Annotated in this window: 14 protein-coding genes; 3 read left to right on the top strand and 11 right to left on the bottom strand. The window is 58.0% G+C overall.

The genetic code is table 11. The features are described 5' to 3' along the window. Nucleotides 1–395 precede the first annotated feature (395 nt). The 11 genes from RBT76_12530 to RBT76_12480 all read right to left on the bottom strand — a co-directional run bounded on the left by RBT76_12530 (nucleotide 396) and on the right by RBT76_12480 (nucleotide 15,249). Nucleotides 396–1,313, bottom strand: a complete 918-nt coding sequence (locus RBT76_12530; GenBank protein ID MDX9858611.1) for a hypothetical protein — start codon at nucleotides 1,311–1,313, stop codon at nucleotides 396–398. Between the two features lie 192 nt (nucleotides 1,314–1,505). Then, complete coding sequence (locus RBT76_12525; GenBank protein ID MDX9858610.1) at nucleotides 1,506–3,041, bottom strand: hypothetical protein; 1,536 nt, start codon at nucleotides 3,039–3,041, stop codon at nucleotides 1,506–1,508. A gap of 609 nt (nucleotides 3,042–3,650) precedes the next feature. Then, nucleotides 3,651–4,103 carry a hypothetical protein gene (locus RBT76_12520; protein ID MDX9858609.1) on the bottom strand — a complete coding sequence of 151 codons (453 nt, stop codon included), beginning with the start codon at nucleotides 4,101–4,103 and terminating at the stop codon, nucleotides 3,651–3,653. A gap of 104 nt (nucleotides 4,104–4,207) precedes the next feature. Further along, nucleotides 4,208–5,230, bottom strand: a complete 1,023-nt coding sequence (locus RBT76_12515; GenBank protein MDX9858608.1) for a hypothetical protein — start codon at nucleotides 5,228–5,230, stop codon at nucleotides 4,208–4,210. 49 nt (nucleotides 5,231–5,279) lie between these two features. Further along, nucleotides 5,280–6,101 carry a zf-HC2 domain-containing protein gene (locus tag RBT76_12510; protein MDX9858607.1) on the bottom strand — a complete coding sequence of 274 codons (822 nt, stop codon included), beginning with the start codon at nucleotides 6,099–6,101 and terminating at the stop codon, nucleotides 5,280–5,282. Further along, nucleotides 6,098–6,694 carry a sigma-70 family RNA polymerase sigma factor gene (locus tag RBT76_12505; protein ID MDX9858606.1) on the bottom strand — a complete coding sequence of 199 codons (597 nt, stop codon included), beginning with the start codon at nucleotides 6,692–6,694 and terminating at the stop codon, nucleotides 6,098–6,100. Before RBT76_12505 ends, RBT76_12510 begins: the two co-directional genes overlap by 4 nt. A gap of 301 nt (nucleotides 6,695–6,995) precedes the next feature. After that, nucleotides 6,996–8,063 (bottom strand): recombinase RecA, encoded by a 1,068-nt coding sequence (gene recA, locus RBT76_12500; protein ID MDX9858605.1) that lies wholly within the window; start codon nucleotides 8,061–8,063, stop codon nucleotides 6,996–6,998. A 326-nt stretch (nucleotides 8,064–8,389) separates the two neighbouring features. Further along, complete coding sequence (locus RBT76_12495) at nucleotides 8,390–9,319, bottom strand: FISUMP domain-containing protein (protein MDX9858604.1); 930 nt, start codon at nucleotides 9,317–9,319, stop codon at nucleotides 8,390–8,392. A 462-nt stretch (nucleotides 9,320–9,781) separates the two neighbouring features. Continuing rightward, nucleotides 9,782–10,702 carry an FISUMP domain-containing protein gene (locus RBT76_12490; protein MDX9858603.1) on the bottom strand — a complete coding sequence of 307 codons (921 nt, stop codon included), beginning with the start codon at nucleotides 10,700–10,702 and terminating at the stop codon, nucleotides 9,782–9,784. A gap of 605 nt (nucleotides 10,703–11,307) precedes the next feature. Continuing rightward, nucleotides 11,308–13,869 carry a S8/S53 family peptidase gene (locus tag RBT76_12485; protein ID MDX9858602.1) on the bottom strand — a complete coding sequence of 854 codons (2,562 nt, stop codon included), beginning with the start codon at nucleotides 13,867–13,869 and terminating at the stop codon, nucleotides 11,308–11,310. 1,017 nt (nucleotides 13,870–14,886) lie between these two features. Beyond that, complete coding sequence (locus tag RBT76_12480) at nucleotides 14,887–15,249, bottom strand: PilZ domain-containing protein (protein MDX9858601.1); 363 nt, start codon at nucleotides 15,247–15,249, stop codon at nucleotides 14,887–14,889. 272 nt (nucleotides 15,250–15,521) lie between these two features. Between RBT76_12480 and RBT76_12475 the strand changes: the two genes are divergently transcribed. The 3 genes from RBT76_12475 (at nucleotide 15,522) to pgsA (ending at nucleotide 17,861) form a co-directional block, all read left to right on the top strand. Further along, nucleotides 15,522–16,127 carry a DUF2179 domain-containing protein gene (locus tag RBT76_12475; protein MDX9858600.1) on the top strand — a complete coding sequence of 202 codons (606 nt, stop codon included), beginning with the start codon at nucleotides 15,522–15,524 and terminating at the stop codon, nucleotides 16,125–16,127. Between the two features lie 238 nt (nucleotides 16,128–16,365). Next, nucleotides 16,366–17,202 carry a methyltransferase domain-containing protein gene (locus RBT76_12470; protein ID MDX9858599.1) on the top strand — a complete coding sequence of 279 codons (837 nt, stop codon included), beginning with the start codon at nucleotides 16,366–16,368 and terminating at the stop codon, nucleotides 17,200–17,202. Between the two features lie 71 nt (nucleotides 17,203–17,273). Further along, entirely contained in the window at nucleotides 17,274–17,861 is a 588-nt protein-coding gene (gene pgsA, locus RBT76_12465) for a CDP-diacylglycerol--glycerol-3-phosphate 3-phosphatidyltransferase (GenBank protein MDX9858598.1), read from the top strand. The last annotated feature ends 7 nt before the right edge of the window (nucleotides 17,862–17,868 follow it).

Raw genomic sequence — 17,868 nt, 5'->3', positions numbered from 1 at the left:
ACGCTGGTTCGCTTCCACGGCATATCCTGGCTCCTCCTCAACCCAGGATACACCAAAAGTGTAACCAATGTCCTGACAGAACATGTTACCTATCTCATGATACCGTACACCGTCTTCGAACCCGCCATGTGAGCCGTAGGTCAGCTCCGTTTGCATATCCACCAACTCGCCAAATTAAACGAACCTCTCCCGCAAACGGTGCTGACATCCATCACCCCCTGCCCACCTGTGGCCCACCCAGAGTTCGCCGGCGGCGAACGTCGGGTGGGACTTCGGAAACGATACAGCCCGGTCACACGGGCAACCGAGTAGCCCACCCCCTCCGGGGTGGGATCGACTCACCCCCAACCGAGTAGCCCACCCCTCCGGGGTGGGTTCGACTCACCCCAACACCCCTACAAAATTATCACTAACTTCCCCATCTGCACGCCCCCGTCATCATCCTCAACCGTCCACAAATATATCCCCGTCACCGGTAACTGCGCGTTTCTCGTGATGAAGTTCCAACTGTCATGCGTGCTGTTGGGATCCGACGGCTCCGTGTCATGACGAATCTTGCGCACCAGATCACCATCGAGTGTGAAGATACTGATCCAGCACTTGGCCGGTAAGTTCTCGAAATGTATCTCCCGCGTCCGGAAATCCGGCAGATGCTCCCGCCCCCGACCCTCGTACCCCTCCCGCCGATAGTGCGCATCGATCCGGTACGGGTTCGGATACACATACACCGGCGGTAACTTATCACCGAGCTGATCGGCCGTCGCCTTCGGCCAGGTGTACTGCAGGCCGTTGACTTTCGAGGTCTCCAGCGCCGTCAACCCCGACTCCGGCGACCCGAAATCAAACGCCGTGACATTGACATAGTACGGAACAGTCGGAAGCAGACCGTCGATCGTGCACTCATACTCATAGTATTTCAGATACCCGTCTTCGGTGATCGCATCGGGATTGAGCGTGTCCGAGGGTTCCGGCTTTGGCTGTGTGGGATAAGTCTTTCGAATCGGCGTCGAGATCCCCAGCACCGAGGCGTTGTGGTCGTGCTTGGTGAAGTAAAACGCGGAGTCGGGGTGGCCCGGCATGAAAAACGGACGGGTGGCCGTATACGCCAGCGGGTTGAAATCCATATCCTCGCACGGATCATCCCCCTCGCCGTACAGACAGCGAAGTTCGTCGATCGTGAATGGAATGCTCTGAATCTGGAACTCGCCGTTGATGCCGATCCCCGGGTTGAACACATACTTGTCGAAGTTCTCCCGGTCGTACGATGCAACGAGCGACAGGCTGGACTCCCGGTCATCACGGCCAAAGTACACACGGTACCCTTCGAAGTCGATAATGCTCGAGAAGATATCTTTGGTTGTCTCCGAGAGGTAACCGTTGAAGCGGACGTAAATGCCGTTGAGGGTGGGGGTCAGCCAGAACTTCGGTGCGGGGGGGGGACCGGCGGCGCGCCAGTCCGGGACGCCATCCCCCTTGTACCAGTTGGTGTCGGCGGATGTAACGACCTACTCACCTCCTATGAGTTGCGAGTCAACCACGCTGATGCGACTCTCACCAAAGTAACCGTCACCGTCGGTATCGACCCCGGGGTTGTCGTAGACCCATCCCGCCCAGGTAGCGTTGCGGGCGATATCGGAGAAATCGAGGTTCTCATAGTAGCGGTCGATCTCTCGGTTATCGAGATTGCGACCGTTGTTGGGATCAGTGTGGAAGCGCTCACCGGCGACGTAGGCGAATGCTATCGCCTGAGTGGCGCCTTTCGGGATGAAGAAGGGGCCTGCTGAAAGGAGATACATCACCGTGATGCCGTCCGCTACATCCTGTGCGATCTCCGGTGGCGGGTCGAGCCAGTTGGGATTGCCCGGACCGATGGTAGCCGTATAGGCTTGGTCGTAGTCGATCTCGCCGTTGGAGAGCACATGGTACTTGTTGCGGTCGCCGCGCGGCATGCCGCTGCCGCCCGTGTGAAAGTTGAACAGCGTCCCGCCGGGGGCGGGCCGGGCGCGCGGACCGAACTCGTATTGAAGATCACCGACGAAGTTGTTGACCCACCAATTGTAGGAGACCCGAGTGCCTTCCGGCAGTTGCGACAACATACGGATTCCCGCCACTCCGGTGCACGAGCGGTATGGGTCAGGCAGGTCCCGAAACTCTCCGCGCGCCGGGTCACCGTCGGCATCGGCGTGCCACGCAAGACCAAGCGTGTCTATGGCGCCGCAGTCGCGCCAGGATGGAAAACTCGGAAGGAAGCCACAAAGGTCGCCTGGAGTACGATCTGGAAAGACGGACATCGGATCATACGAAACAAACCTGACGTCCGGATTCACCAATATCCCGACGTAGACAAAGTTCAGGTCATCTCTTCCGACGTTCTTAATCTGCAAATCAAACAGCACGAAGTCGTCGGCGTAACCGTACGACCACGCGTACGACCGCTGTGTCACTTCCAAACCAAGCGGTTCATGCGGCCTTTGGCCGAAGTAATCAGGAGTGAGACCGGGCAGACCCACCGTAAAAGTGTCACGATATACAACGATGTAGTCTTCTTCTGAGATTGCACTTTCGAACTCCGGCGCCGACGGATCGGTAGTGGAACGATGTTCAATCGCACCGAAGGGCATTGGTTCCGGATAGAATTCTCCATTATAGGATTCTCCGTCCCAGGTCACCGATACCCGTGGGCCGTCTTCATCTCGAGTGCCGATCCAGATGTCCCCTGCAAATGTGTACTCAACACGCGAGCTCTTGGGGTATCCACCCAGATCAGGGTGCCTGGCACCAACAACACACTCATCAGGATCGAAAATGAAGTAATCCCATTGGAAGATCCCGCCGTAGTTGCTTACTCTGCAGCACAGCTTACCCACCGAGTGTGAGCCAAAGCAGAGCTCCGGGATTCCAGACGGCAGCAACGATGCAGACTGCTGTCTCGGTTGGGGCCGCAACGCCGCACTCGCAGGCATCAATGGGAAGGTGACACTCGCCAGAAGAAACAGCGTTACAATTCCCTGTACGTATCGAACGAGAACTCCCCCGCTCATTAACAACCTCCTCCGCCTCGAGACTTGAAGTCGCATTCGAAATATAGTCGGTGCGCTTCATGAGTCCAAACTCAATTGCCTTCCATTAGATGAATTTGTGCTTGACTGACTGACTGACTCTACATTGTTACAAACAGACGGGGAGGCGGTGGATTTCATTCAACGCATTTTCTTCCTGCCGCTTCCGACCAACATGAACTCTATCTTGCCGGTAGTCGCGTGCCCGAGAAGGTCATGCGGTAATGATGCCGAGGAGGGGGGTGATCTGTGTGAAGAAGAGTGTATCCACAGTGAGCCGTAGGTCAGCTCCGTTTGCACATCCACCAACTCGTCAAACTAAACGAACCTCTCCCGCAAACGGTGCTGACATCCATCACTGCCCACCTGTGGCCCACCCAGAGTTCGCCGGCGGCGAACGTCGGGAGGGACTTCGGAAAAGATACAGTCGAGTAGCCCACCCCTCCGGGGTGGGATCCTCCGGGGTGGAATCCTCGGGGCTGGAATCCTCGGGGCTGGAATCCACCGGCTGATTCCGTCCGTTGCGTACGCACTCGTGCGCAAACGAACCGTGCAATCGAAAATCTCCGTCACCAACGCCGACTGCACATCTTACACCTGCCTATCGGTTAAGAAAAGGTCGCCGGTGTCAGTGTCGATAAACACCGTAAACGAACACTCAAACCGATCACGGCATCGCCACACTTCATACTTCTCCGGTGCTTTCGGCACGAACCATGACGGCCCGCTAGTGTGGCATCGTTTGACGTCGCCGCCGCCCTCCACGCGCACCATGTCCGTCCCTTGGAACAACTGCTCACGTAACGCCGCATTGGCTTCGATCTGGAAGTAGTACTCGAATTCGTAGGTGAAATGGGGCATGCGTTTGTACAGCGAATGGACGACAGTAACATCATCGGGTTGGCGTGTGTTAAACGCGCGCTGCCAGTTGCCCGGATCGTCTTCCCAGGTACCGGACATGAGGTACCCGCAACCGACGAGCGCAAAAGCGATGAGGGCTGCCAAGACGGTCGCGATGATTTGCTTGTGATTCGGTCGGAGCATTCTTGAGTCTCCCCATGTGAGAGGTACGGACACCCACCCGAGACGGGTGGGCTACAAGTTTGTCGCTGTCAGGCGGGGTCGCTTGACAGCACAACCTCAAACAATCACGTCCTCGCCAGCTGCTGCAAGTAGCCCAGCGCCTGTCGATGCAACTGCCGAATCCGCTTCGGCACGTCGTCAAGATACGCCCGCACACCGCGCGCGATCGCGCGCGCGTGCTCCATCTCCTGCACCTTCTCGTAACACATCGACAGCCGATAGTCGGCCTCAATCAGGTTGTAGTAATTGCCGCGCGTGACATCGAGGCGCTCACGGATCATCCGATACGTCGCGATCGCATCGCGATACTCCTTCAACTCGTACTGCGCCTGCGCCAGCGGCCAGAGGAACAGATTCCCGTCCGGATACTTTCCGTGCGCCTCCTCCGCCATCACCTTCGCCGAATCATACTCCTTGCGGTCGAGCATCACCCAGATCAGCGCCTGCCGGGCCGCGTCGCGAAACACCAGCGAGGAATCAGCGGCCAGCCGAAGCTCCCGGATTCCCCGATCCTTGTCGTTGCTGAGAAGTCCCACCCAGCGAAGCATCCCCGCCCTGGCCGATTTCCAGTAGTGATATGACCCCAACCCGAGATAGAGATCGTACACCGAAGAGTCCGCCCTGAGGCCGTCCTCATACTCATTGCGCGCCGCGAACCCGTTGCGCACGGCGCCGACAAACGATCCGAACCGCGACTCCCACAACGCCCGATAGGCGTGCGCATGCCCCCGGTACAACTGCATCCACGCGCGCGTTCGGCCGGTCGATTGTATGGATTGTTTTTCGGCAAGGGACTGTGACGTATCGATCAGGTCGGTGAACAATTCGCCGTAGAGATTCTCCTCAAACGCGGTCATCTCGCTGAGCATGGCCGCCGCACGAAAAAGATAGCCGGCCGGATCGCCGGGCGTCCGGTCGATCATCGCGCGCGCAATCGAATCGGCCTCGGCGAACCGCTCGTTGTACAGCGCGCTCTGCACCGCCGCCAGTTCGCTTGTCCGCGCGCTGTCCGGATACGGCTGCGCGTCGACTGTACTCCATACCAGAGAGAAAACGAGGACAAACAAAAAACCGACATGGTCTCTCATGTCGGTCAAACTAGTCGGCCCCGGGGCCGTGTGCAACATTTTACTACGGTCAGGCGGCGGCGCCGGGGATGAAGTCCAGCAGGTCCACCGTGTGCTGCTCGGTCGCCGTGATAACGATCAGGTTGCCCACTTCATGGTAGACCAGCCGGCAGCCGCGACAGTGGTGATCGTAAAACGTATAGTTGCCGCGCGTGGTCGGCGCCGTTTTCAACGAATCCGGTATACTGAATTGATCCGCCTTGAGAAGGAACACGGAGACGTGGGAACTGCCGTTCGCGTACAGCAGATGGACCGCCGTCGCGCCGTGGACCTCGATCTCGCGCGCGCCCACCAGCGTGTACCCGTTCACCGTCTCGATCGGCACATAGTGCATGTGGCCCGCGCAATACCGCATGGCCCTGCCGGTGTCCTCGGCGCCCGCAAACGTCGCCGCGTGCTGTCCGGCGTCGAGATGAATCTGCTCGAGCGCGTAATGTTCGTCGTGATGACGGAAAAGATCGGCGGCCAGAAACGCCCCCCAGACTACAACAACCAGCGCCGCCGCCGCGGCGACATATCGACCGTACCGAAGACCCGTTATGTGCGGGGCGCCGTGCTTACGGTCCCCGCCGTATGCTAAAGGGTCGGTGCCGGCACCATCCTCCCGATCGAGCAGCATCGCTACCCGTGATTTCAACTCCTCGAGTCTCTCGGCGGGCTGATGGTCGTTGCACCGGGCTTTCAGGAACGCGTTGACTTCCTGCTCCACCCGGTATATCTCGGAACAATGTCCGCACTTTTTCAGGTGATCTTTGACCTGGTGAATGTCTACTTCCGACGCCTCTTTATCGATTATCTCATAGAGTAGACTCAGTGCTTCCTGACAGTTCATGTTGTTGCGTCCTTCGAGGTACTCTTGATGAACCCATTCCTTATAGCGTAATCCAGCAGTTGCTTCTGAAGCAACTTCCGCCCGCGGTGCAATCGCGACTTGACCGTACCGAGCTGCAAATCGGCGATATCGGCTATCTCCTGGTAGGAGAATCCTTCAAGGAAGGACAACACCACCACCAGGCGGAAATCATCGGGCAACTCCTCTATGGCCTTCTTGACGTCGTCGTCGAAGATCTTCGCGAACAGGTGATGCTCCGGATTGACTTCATGACCGCTGTCGGTCAAATGCCGGTACAGGTAGTTGTCGTCGATATCATCCACATCAACCGCCTGCGGCGCCCGCGATTTCGAGCGGTAATCGTTGATGAAGATGTTGGTCATGATCTTGAACAACCATGCCCGACAATTCGAGCCCGGCTCGAACTTGTCCCAGAACCGGTACGCCTTGACCATCGTCTCCTGAACCAGGTCCTCGGCGTCATTCTGGTTTTTCGTCATCCGAAGCGCCGTTCGATACAGGGCGTCCATGTGCGGGACCGCCTCGGCCTCGAACGCTTTTCTCTTCTCAAGCTGTGCTTTCTGGTCGGTCATCGGGGGTAAACCTCACCTCGTTCCGACCGGACAAAAGCACTCAAGCGCACCTCTAACAACATGTCTGTCAAACACAAAGTTCCCATGCACGCGATACTCGTCCTCTCGGTGATTGCTCATCAGACACTCTGCCGCCACCCGCGACAGGCTCTAGACCCGAATACCCTATCCGGTGCCTCATTATACACTTATAATCCGGGGCCACAAGATATTTCCCATAAATCCGCCCGCCACCCGCCCCGCAACGACAAAAGCCGGCGGACACCGCCGGCTTTCGTGGACTTCTAAGATGCCCGTTCTTCTATTCTTCGTCGTCCGGGCCGGCGGAACCGCCGTCGTCATCGCCGCCCGACGACACCGCCTTGCTCATGCCGAGCTTTCCCTTCACCCCGACCAGCACCTGCTGGTATACCTCGGGGTTCTCCTCGAGAAACCGCTTGGCGTTCTCCCGGCCCTGGCCCAGACGGTCCGAACCAAACGAAAACCACGCCCCGGACTTGTCGATAATCCCGTGGTTCACCGCGAGATCCAGAAGCTCGCCCGATGCCGAGATGCCCTTGCCGTAAATAATATCGAACTCCGCCTCACGGAACGGCGGCGCCACCTTGTTTTTCACCACCCGCACCCGCGTCCGCGACCCGATCACCTCGTCGCGCTCCTTGATCGTCGCGATCCGCCGAATATCCAGACGCACCGTCGAATAAAACTTCAGCGCGTTGCCTCCCGTGGTCGTCTCCGGGTTGCCGAACATCACCCCGATCTTCATGCGAATCTGGTTGATGAAAACAATCGCGGTGTGGGATTTCGAGGTAATCGCCGTGAGCTTGCGTAGCGCCTGCGACATCAGCCGCGCCTGCAGACCCATATGACTGTCACCCATCTCGCCTTCGATCTCCGACTTCGGCGTCAACGCCGCGACCGAGTCGATCACGATTATGTCGACCGCCCCGGACCGGACCAGCGTCTCGGTGATGTCCAGCGCCTGCTCGCCGTTATCCGGCTGGGAGATAAGCAGATTCTCGATATCCACCCCCAGATTGCGCGCATAGGTCGCGTCAAACGCGTGCTCGGCGTCGATAAACGCCGCCACCCCGCCCGCCTTCTGAGCCTCGGCAATGACATGAAGAGTTAAGGTGGTCTTCCCGGATGCCTCCGGACCGAATATCTCGGTCACCCGGCCCCGGGGAATGCCCCACACACCAAGCGCAAAATCCAGCGCCAGCGAGCCGGTCGGAATGGTTGCGACTTCCATGACCGTTCCCTCGCCCAGCCGCATGATTGAGCCCTTGCCGAACGAGCGTTCGATCTGACTCAGGGCCGCATCGAGCGCCTTCTTGCGGTCGGGGGCCGTTGTCGAAGAACTCGCCATAGACTCGTTCCCTTTCCGTAACTGCATCTGTTTTTTCGCCATTTGAACAATATAAACAAGACGATTCCGATGTACATCACTTATTGCGATTTTAATGTAATTGAGCTGACTGACAGGGGAAGTCAGTGAAAATGAAGAAATTTTTGTTATTCCCGCCCCGGCCGTTCCTTGTCATTCCCCGCCGCGGTTGGGAATCCACCAATGCCGTGCAGTCAGGCGACCCCCGCCTGACCGCCGAGCGCCGACATCGTGCGTGGTGTACGTCCCCGTTCCCCACGCGCCCCGCCATGTTGCGACACGGGAGACCCGAGGTGGGGGGCTACTCGCTACTCGTCCCGCACACAACGCATTGAATAGCCGTATCGAGGATCATAAGCCAATCGGCGAATACTGGAACGGAAGTTACTCAGGCCGTGGAACCAGGTCGTGTCACCAACATGTCTCGTCGACGTCCAGTAGATGGCATCGGCACCAAAATTCTCGAAGATACCTCTACGGTTGCGAAACCCGCCCGCCAGCGCGGTAAATCCGCTTCCATTGTGCCCCCCGGCATTCGGTTTGTGCCAATGCGCCAGGCCGGCTTCTTTGAGCTTGCCACCTTCACCCGTGCCACGCCAACCGGTGGAATCGGCGTCCGACTGGCTCATCCCCAGATACATCTCCAGTTGCTTCCACTCGGCATCCGACGGTACGTGCCAGCCCTCAGGAGCCAGATTGCGACTGTCATGAACGGCGTAGGCATTGTAGACAATGCCATACGTTTCGACGTAGTCTGGAACAATCGGATTAATCCATTCGCAATAGGCTCCTGTGCTGAGTACTCTCCAGGCGGAAGCCTCCGATACATGTTCGATCGGATCGCCGTTGCGATAGTGGGTCACTTTCAGATTCTCAGCCATCCACCATTGGTCGCCGATCCTGATCGTCTGATAGACATTGCCGTCGATGTCGGTAACCGTTCCGGTAGCGTACGCACAGTCGGGCACCGGACCGCCCAGGAAGACGTAATTGACCAGATAGATCATGTCCGACAGGTCCACGACATGATCTGAATCACCGTTGACATTGGCGGTGTAGAACTGCGGTGTCGCACCACCGAGAAACAGATAGTCGACCAGGTATGTCAGGTCGGACAAATCCGGCCCGGTACCGTCGTTGTTGATGTCGCCACAGTCACCGGCGACTGTTGAGGATGCGAAACTGAACAGAATGACCGCCGTCGCCAGCAGCAACAGCTTTGATGATTGGATACTCATGAAGGTCCCCCGGCCTGAACGTGTAATGGATTTGTTATATCTAAAAATAGACTTTAACGGCCTCTTTGTCAAGTCGCAACCGTTCGTCTGAATCATGGTCGGTCGGCTGCCTGACGCCGGCCGGCCGCCCCACCCTATGCCTGCCGGTCCCGACCAGCCATATCCGTTTCTCACACACCGAGTAGCCCACCCGTCTCCGGGTAGGATTGCTTCGAACCGGAAACATAGGTAACAACCGAGTAGCCCACCCGTCTCCGGGTGGGATTCCTTCGAACCGGAAACATGGGTAACAACCGAGTAGCCCACCCCGTCCCGGGTGGGATGCCAATGGAGCAGTCCCCTTAGGGCTCGTCGATCTTCGAGTCCGCCACCGCACGGCCGAGCGTCGCCCCCGTCCTCGCGCGCCACGCGAACTACCCAACGAATCAGGCGGTTCCGATAACGACCCCGCCCCGCAATCGACTAATCCCGCACACAACGAACCGAAAAGCCGTATTGCGGTTCGTCGCTCTGACGATAGACAGCCGATTTGCTGCAGGATAGATAACGAAGCCACGCGGTGTTACTATCGGCCATCGTCGACGTCCAAAATTCACCGGACTGCTTCATGTTGACGTAGAAACCGGTGCCGAAGCGAAACCCGCCCGCCAGCGCGGTAAATCCGCTTCCATTGTGCCCGCCGGCATTCGGGTTGTACCAATGCGCCAGGCCGGCTTCTTTGAGCTTGCCGCCTTCACCCGTGCCCCGCCAACCGGTGGAATCGGCGTCCGCCTGGCTCATCCCCAGATACATCTCCAGTTGCTTCCACTCGGCATCCGACGGCACGTGCCAGCCCTCGGGAGCTATGCCGCGAATGTCATTGGCCGCATAGCCGTTGTACAAGAGACCGTACGTCTCAACATGAGAGGGATCATTGTCCCACGCGCAATAGGCTCCCGTGCTGAGCACTCTCCAGGCGGAAGCCTCCGATACATGTTCGATCGGATCACCGTTGCGATAGCGTGTTACTTTCAGATTCTCCGCCATCCACCATTGCTCGCCGATCCTGATCGTCTGATAGACATTGCCGTCGATGTCGGTAACCGTTCCGGTAGCGTACGCACAGTCGGGCGCCGGACCGCCCAGGAAGACGTAATTGACCAGATAGATCATGTCCGACAGGTCCACGACATGATCTGAATCACCGTTGACATTGGCGGTGTAGAACTGCGGTGTCGCACCACCGAGAAACAGATAGTCGACCAGGTATGTCAGGTCGGACAAATCCGGCCCGGTACCGTCGTTGTTGATGTCGCCACAGTCACCGGCGACTGTTGAGGATGCGAAACTGAACAGAATGACCGCCGTCGCCAGCAGCAACAGCTTTGATGATTGGATACTCATGAAGGTCCCCCGGCCTGAACGTGTAATGGATTTGTTATATCTAAAAATAGACTTTAACGGCCTCTTTGTCAAGTCGCAACCGTTCGTCTGAATCATGGTCGGTCGGCTGCCTGACGCCGGCCGGCCGCCCCACCCTATGCCTGCCGGTCCCGACCAGCCACATCCGTATCTCACACACCGAGTAGCCCACCCGTCTCCGGGTGGGATTCCTTCGAACCGGAAACATGGGTAACAACCGAGTAGCCCACCCCGTCCCGGGTGGGATTGACTTGAGGTGTAAACAGGCGGGCTGTCGGTTTCCCGCGAATGCTCCCGTAGGACGGGTCCGTCTTCGAACCCGCCAGAGAGCGGCTGACCCTCGCACGCCACGGGCGCAATGGTCGGCCTCGGCGGGCTGGCGTCCCGGGCATGCTGAAAAAGCCTATATGAGTGCGGTCAGGCGACCCCGCCTGACCGCACTCGCCAAAACCTCCATTTGTACTCAATGACTTCCGTCGAATGTCGTTCCTCTGCGACAAACGATCGCCCGACGTAACAGGTTCACGTGAGTTCCCGTCACCCGTCAACGTTGGGAACCACCATACGAATCCCCACCCATTCTCCTCTCACGGGGCGACCGATGCCCGGGCGCCACCACTGACCGGGGAAAACGTTATCGTGACAGTCGCCGAGTTACCACTGCCGTCGGCCCTAATGAATATTCCGTAGTTGCCCGGCTGTAGCACTCCCGATGCCTGTCCAGTCTCGCCGGTGTAGGCCCCGACAATAAGTGCAGTCGGGCCGAAAAACTCGGCGCTCGCACGGCCCGACCCGCCGTACGACGTGGACACCGAGGCGGTAAATCCTACCGGATTCCCGACAACCTGGAAACCCGCACTGATATTTGCGTCCGCCGATGCATATCCTGAGGCGCAGGTCGAATCATCCGGCGTTTGGTTCGTTTCCTCCGTCTGGACCGATGCGCTTAGACCGGTAATCAAATCTCCCGACGCCACGAAATACGCGAGCTGAGCGTTCGCGGTGCCTGAGAAGTTCGACATACCACACATCTCTGAAGCTGAACCGAAAGCCGACACCGGATCCGATCCCTCCGTAAAACCATGATCCTCGTGATTGCTTTCTGCGATTTCCGTTTCTATAACTGGATCCCAGGAAACGACCGTCTCGGTCCAGACCTCGACGTTCGTCTCGTATTCGCTGCCTAACGCAAGTACCCTCACGCCGCACGGAAGGAGACTGTCCCGGACATTGTCCACGCCGGTATACAAATCGGAATAGGCGTAGTAATAGAGAATATCCCTGTCCGTTACCGTCGACTCTTCGAAAGAGGTATCCGAACATTCGGGAGGGATGACGCCGGAGTATGCAGGCGGCGTGTTGATATCCAGATCAAACGCCGCCGTCGTCGGCGTCCCGCCACGATCGCCGGTGTAGCCGTCCCCGTTCAGATCGAACATGCTGTGATCCTTCGAAATCGGCGGCGGCGCCGCCACTGCCTCGGCTTCGTACCACGTGATAGAGTCGAGGTACATGATCAGGTCGCGCTCGTCAAACGAGCCGTTGCTGCCTTTCTGACCGGAGCCGTCAGCGATATCGAGAATCGCCAGCCGCACGCGGGCGCCGCCGGCACTCGGGCTGTTGTCGATTGACAGGACCGCTTTGTAAGCATCGACCCAGCCGCCGACATTTGCGTGCAGGAATATCTCCCGGATTTGTTCGATCGTCAGAGACGGATCCAGAGTCCACATATAGGCGGCGAGTCCGGCCAGTTGCGGCGCCGCAAACGATGTCCCTGAGGCTACGCCGCCGATTGTTCCATCCGAGCCGGCGGAACAACGGTTGTCGACCACCTGACATGGAATCTGCACGTCTTCACCGATCATCCGGAAGTCGTTTGGCCCGTTCGAAAATGTGGAAATGTCCCCGTCCGATTTCGATGACCCGACACAAAGCACGTTCTTCAGTCTGGAACCAAACAGCGGGTTGGTGTTGACACCCGCCTGATAGACCAGGTCAAGGTGAGCGCTGTCGGCCGAAGATATCGACGTTCCCTGCAGCATCTGGACAGGAGTGTCAAAACGCGAGGCCAGCGTAAACGGCGAGTTGTAGTCCGCATTGGGATTGGCGCTGGACCAAACCCCCTCGTTGCCGGCCGACTGCGTGTGCAGAAAACGGTCTTGTCTCGTTGCTACCAGAAAACGCCAGCTGAAGGCGTCCTCTATCCGCCTTTGCTTCGGGAACCGCAGAAAATCTCCGTTGAAACCGAAGCTCGTGTTGAGCACGAAATCGCCGGTTGCGGGAAGATGCGAACTCAATGCCGCCATGATCGCGGTCATCGATCCGAATCCGACCGTCGAAAAACACGGCAGCCGCAGCAAATTGCTCGGACCGGGGAATACGCCCGTCGCTCCGACATCGTCGAAGTTGGCCCCGATTACGCCTCCCACCGCAAAGCCATGATTGCCGCCGGCCAACCCTAACGTGTCCACTCCCGTCTCGGGCGTACCGCCCCCGGCGATAAAGGTCTGCGATGGGATCTCCTGATTGGCCGTGAAGTTCACGAAGTGATCGGCTACCAGCACTGTGGCCGGCGATGCGTTGGCAACCGCAAGATCGCGCGCGTTCCAGGCCGCAGGAAACCGCGCCTCCTCCAGATACGTCGCCACCCCGCCGATGGGAGCATCCCATGTCGCGTAGCCGTCATCCGGCGCGACAGGGATCCAGCACGGATAAGCCGAGAGAAATCCACCCGACTCGACCAGCACCGAACAAACCGCGGCAGCCGCCGCTGAATCGGCAATCGGTGCGACAACCAACTCGACCTTGGGCAGACCGGTGCGCATACAGCTGATCAGGGCTCCGATGCTGTCAAGCGTAGCGTTGACCACGCCGATAGTCGCCGCTGGGTTGATGACCCCTTCCAGACGGGAAGTGATGAAGTCGCCCGCTACCTCGGATTCCGGCACGACAAACGGCCCGATATCGGACGTCCCGGATAGGGCGGGCGCCGAGTCGGCACCCGTCAAAAGTGATCCCTGCGCGTTGTTGTTGCCACCCGACTGGTCGGTAGGACCGGACGGGCTGTCGGATGAATTGCAGGATAAAAGACTCCCCCCGGCAACCGCCGAGGCGACCACCACGATGAATACAGAATGACGTATGATCACTCACGCACCCCGGATTAAGTTGTGTTTAGATTCGTCCCCCTTCGGACTGAGAGACAGTTGATCGGGCGCCGTCAGTTCGATGACTATGCCCAATAAAGACTAAATAGGGCCATGTTGTCAAGTTCTTTGCGACCGTGCCCCCCGCCCGCCCGTGGAAAGCGGCAGAGACCACACGGGTCACGACATCTCCCCACGCATCGTGCTCTCTACCTGTGGCCCGCCCGGATTTCGCTCGCAGCGAACGTCGGGTGGGGCATCGGAATCAAATCGTCATTGACCGGTAGGTCAGCTCCGTTTGCACATCCACGAGCCTTCCATTTCGAAAAAGACTCTGCTCGCAAACGGTGCTGACATTTACTGCGTTGAGATTAGACCCGGCACCCTCCTGTAATCTACTTTGTCCGCCGGCGTGAGTTTACCCCGGGTGGCCCACCTTCCAGGTGGGTTCCCGTCCGCGGCGGGCTGTGGGTTCACACGCATACCACGTTCCTCTCCGATATATTGATTAACTCTGCCAGCCCCCGTAGGGCGGGTCCGTCTTCGAACTCGCTATCTTCCATCGGTGCATAGCGCCCGTCCCCGTGCACCACGCGATCCTCACTTTCCCTACCACCTCGATGGAAAAAATGGCCGGCCCCCGTTAGTAAAGACTCCACTCACACGAGGTGCAGAAACGATGGTACTTCTGTATCGCGACAGATTGTCGAAATCCTGCTCAAACATGGGTTACTCCCATGCCGCATATCTTGATAAGGGGAAGGGGAAGAAATGGGGACCCCCTAAAAATAACAAAACAAACCCATTTCCTTGTAACGCGCTGGAGATGAAGCTTGTACGATGACTTTTTGTGTTTTTGCCACCCACCCCGAATGCCCGCCCGGCGCGGCCGACCGGCGTGCGCGTACGAGAAACACACAACACGACGGCCCGTTACCTGACGGCAACGGGCCGCCGCTTACGTGCAGCCAATCGGTCGCAACACGCGATTGCACCGATGGTTGTCGCGCCCCCGCAGTCTCACTCGCCGAACAGACGGGCCAGTATCTTTATCTCCGCCGGGTTGATCCGCACAAACTGAAACCCGGTGTGATGAAAGCCGTCCTCCGGCGCCGGACCGGTCCAGATCGGACGCGCATACACGTTGATGCTCTCGCGCCCGTCGACTTTCTCCGGCAAATCGATCCGGATATCGTACAACACGCTGACATCCACCGGCGAACCCGACACGATCATCATGCCTTCCGATGTAACGTCAACCAGGTGCCCCAACAGTGCATTGTCGCGCTCGTTGTACACCGCGAAAAAATCGCAACGCCGCCGCCGCCGTACCTTGAAATACTCCTCGGTCGGCTTGCGGATCAGCTTCCGCCGCTCATCCATTATGCCCCCCCATAGACATAGTCGCGGGTTGTCGGTTGGTGTTGATTCGATCCGATGGATTCACAGACAGCCCCCAATTCGATGTCGATACTCTAATCTACATTCTACCCTATCGACCGTCAAGGCTCGATTGCACACCCGTGACACCGCTCCACCCGCCGCCGACCGTCGCCGGCCGCCTGGGCACCGGGACCATTATTCCCTTGCACTGGCCGCCAATGTCCGTAGTTTACCGCCGACAGAAAACCTGACCTCCGGTGAGAGAAGTGCATATGCTTGGCTTGACAGGATTCGCCATACCCGAACTCCCCTGGTATATCCTGCCCGTATTGATCTTTTTAGCTCGCATTCTCGACGTATCGATCGGGACTATCCGCATCATCCTCGTGGCCCGCGATATGCGCGCGGTCGCCAGTGTCATGGGCTTCTTCGAAGTACTCATCTGGCTGCTTGCCATCAGCCAGATCATGCAGAATCTCACCAGCTGGGAGAATTATATCGCCTATGCTGCGGGATTTGCGATGGGTACGTGGGTCGGCATGACGATCGAACGAAAACTCGCAATCGGCACGCAGCTGGTGCGCGTGATTCTGCCGAAAAAAGCCGACGATCTGCTCCAGCGGCTTATCATGCAGGGTCATCAGGTCACGCACGTCCCGGGCGAAGGGGGATTCGGCCCCGTCACCATTATCTTCCTGATCGTCCCGCGCTCGCAGTTGTCGCGGGTGATCGATACGATCAAAAGGTTCGACCCCAACGCGTTTTACACGATCGAAGATGTGCGCACGGCGCGCAACAGCCGCGTGACAGCGGGCAAGCAGAAAGGATGGCGCCCGCGCATCATGGGCCCGTTCCAGTGGTTCCGCAAAGGGAAGTAGAGGCGGGGGCTTCGCAATCGACGAATACCGCGATGGATTCTTGCTCCAGAGGAATGACGAAATCGCGTTCTGTCTAGTCGGGACTGCTTGCTTCGGTCCGCCGGTTCGCTCTTCCCCCAATCCCCTTGCTTGACACCGATTCGGGGCAGGCGTACATTCCCCGTGTGATGAATGTGCCCAACCGACCTATCCCACTCAACGTCATCGTGTCTCTGGCTCTCAGGGGAGGGTTACCGGCGTGAACTACGAAGACAACCCGGTCAGTATCAAATACTACGTCAAGCGATACCTGCAGCGGAACGCTTCGCGTTTTGCCGGACACGTCGTGGTTGACTCCCCGGCGGGCAATGGGGTTTCCTCGCGCATTCTTGCCGATCTGGGGGCCACACCGATGCCGTTCGATCTCTTTCCGGAGTATTTCACTGAGGCAGGCATGACATGTCGACGAGCTGAGATTTCGGAAGGAATTCCGCTCGAGGATCAGAGTGTCGATCATGTGCTCTGTCAGGAAGGAATCGAGCACTTCGCGGATCAACTTCAGGCGCTGCGTGAGTTCAATCGGATCATTCTGCCGGGAGGATCGCTGATTCTTACTACTCCCAACTACTCCAATCTTCGGGCGCGGCTAAGCTATCTGTTGATGGAATCGGAGAAATTCAATTCGGCGATGCCGCCTAATGAGTTGGACAGTATTTGGATGTCGGACCAGAGTATCACCCCGGAGGTCTACTTCGGTCACATCTTCCTGATCGGCATCCAGAAACTTCGAGTGCTTGCGCGGCTGGCCGGCTTCAGAATCCGGCATATCGAATTCACCCGCGCCAAGAAGACGTGTGTCGTTTTGTTTCCGCTGATGTATCCGTTCATCTTCGTTTCGAGCTGGCTTACCTGGCGCAAGAACCGCCGCAAGCGTGGTCCGGAATCGTGGCCCGTCTATGACGAGATTTACCGACTGGCCGTTTCTCCCCGGTTACTTGTCGACGGACATCTCTTCGTCGAGTTCGAGCGAGAACAGGATTTCCGTGCTGTCGGCGCCGGTTTGTCGAGCCAACATGAGGGGTTCAACCTGACTTAGAGAACAGCCCTTCGCTGCCTCGCAATCCCCTTTCTTGACAGGGCTTTGGGGCGGGTGTAGATTCCCCTGTCATGAATATGCCGAACAAACTCACCCTCCTGCGGGTTATTCTCGCCCCTATCTTCATGGTATTCTTCCTGTTCGAGAACTTCTATATGCGCCTGATCGGCCTCGGGCTGTTTGTGATCGCCGCGCTGACCGACATGGCCGATGGCTACTATGCCCGCAAGTACGGTATCATCACCGGGTTCGGCAAATTTATGGATCCGCTCGCCGACAAAGTGCTGGTCAGCTCCGCGCTGGTGTCGTTTATTGCGCTCGGATTCGTCTCCGCAATCCCGGTCATGCTGATAATCGGCCGGGAGTTTTTCATCACGGGCCTTCGCCTTCTGGCCGCCTACCGCGGCGTTGTGATACCTCCGAGCTGGCCGGCCAAGGTGAAAACCTTTCTTCAAATGACCGTGGTGGGAGTGGTAATGGCGTACATCTGCCTGCTGACGACACTCAAGCACTACGATTCCGAGTTGTTGTTGATGCTGCAGTTGGATCATCGGCTGTACTTCAATTACCTGCTCTGGTTCACCGCTGCCTGGACCGTGTGGACAGGAGTCGATTACATCGTGAAATACTCATATATGATCAAGACGGCGCTCAAGTGAGACGGTC

The sequence above is a fragment of the Candidatus Zixiibacteriota bacterium genome (assembly GCA_034003725.1).
GTDB lineage: Bacteria > Zixibacteria > MSB-5A5 > GN15 > FEB-12 > WJMS01.
This window is presented reverse-complemented; position numbering and strand designations above follow the sequence as displayed.

Excerpts from the sequence above, each read along its gene's own strand:
- RBT76_12525 (MDX9858610.1), bottom strand. The coding sequence starts at position 3,041 with ATGAGCGGGGGAGTTCTCGTTCGATACGTACAGGGAATTGTAACGCTG.
- RBT76_12520 (MDX9858609.1), bottom strand. The coding sequence starts at position 4,103 with ATGCTCCGACCGAATCACAAGCAAATCATCGCGACCGTCTTGGCAGCC.
- RBT76_12515 (MDX9858608.1), bottom strand. The coding sequence starts at position 5,230 with ATGAGAGACCATGTCGGTTTTTTGTTTGTCCTCGTTTTCTCTCTGGTA.
- RBT76_12510 (MDX9858607.1), bottom strand. The coding sequence starts at position 6,101 with ATGAACTGTCAGGAAGCACTGAGTCTACTCTATGAGATAATCGATAAA.
- RBT76_12505 (MDX9858606.1), bottom strand. The coding sequence starts at position 6,694 with ATGACCGACCAGAAAGCACAGCTTGAGAAGAGAAAAGCGTTCGAGGCC.
- recA (MDX9858605.1), bottom strand. The coding sequence starts at position 8,063 with ATGGCGAGTTCTTCGACAACGGCCCCCGACCGCAAGAAGGCGCTCGAT.
- RBT76_12495 (MDX9858604.1), bottom strand. The coding sequence starts at position 9,319 with ATGAGTATCCAATCATCAAAGCTGTTGCTGCTGGCGACGGCGGTCATT.
- RBT76_12490 (MDX9858603.1), bottom strand. The coding sequence starts at position 10,702 with ATGAGTATCCAATCATCAAAGCTGTTGCTGCTGGCGACGGCGGTCATT.
- RBT76_12480 (MDX9858601.1), bottom strand. The coding sequence starts at position 15,249 with ATGGATGAGCGGCGGAAGCTGATCCGCAAGCCGACCGAGGAGTATTTC.
- RBT76_12475 (MDX9858600.1), top strand. The coding sequence starts at position 15,522 with ATGCTTGGCTTGACAGGATTCGCCATACCCGAACTCCCCTGGTATATC.
- pgsA (MDX9858598.1), top strand. The coding sequence starts at position 17,274 with ATGAATATGCCGAACAAACTCACCCTCCTGCGGGTTATTCTCGCCCCT.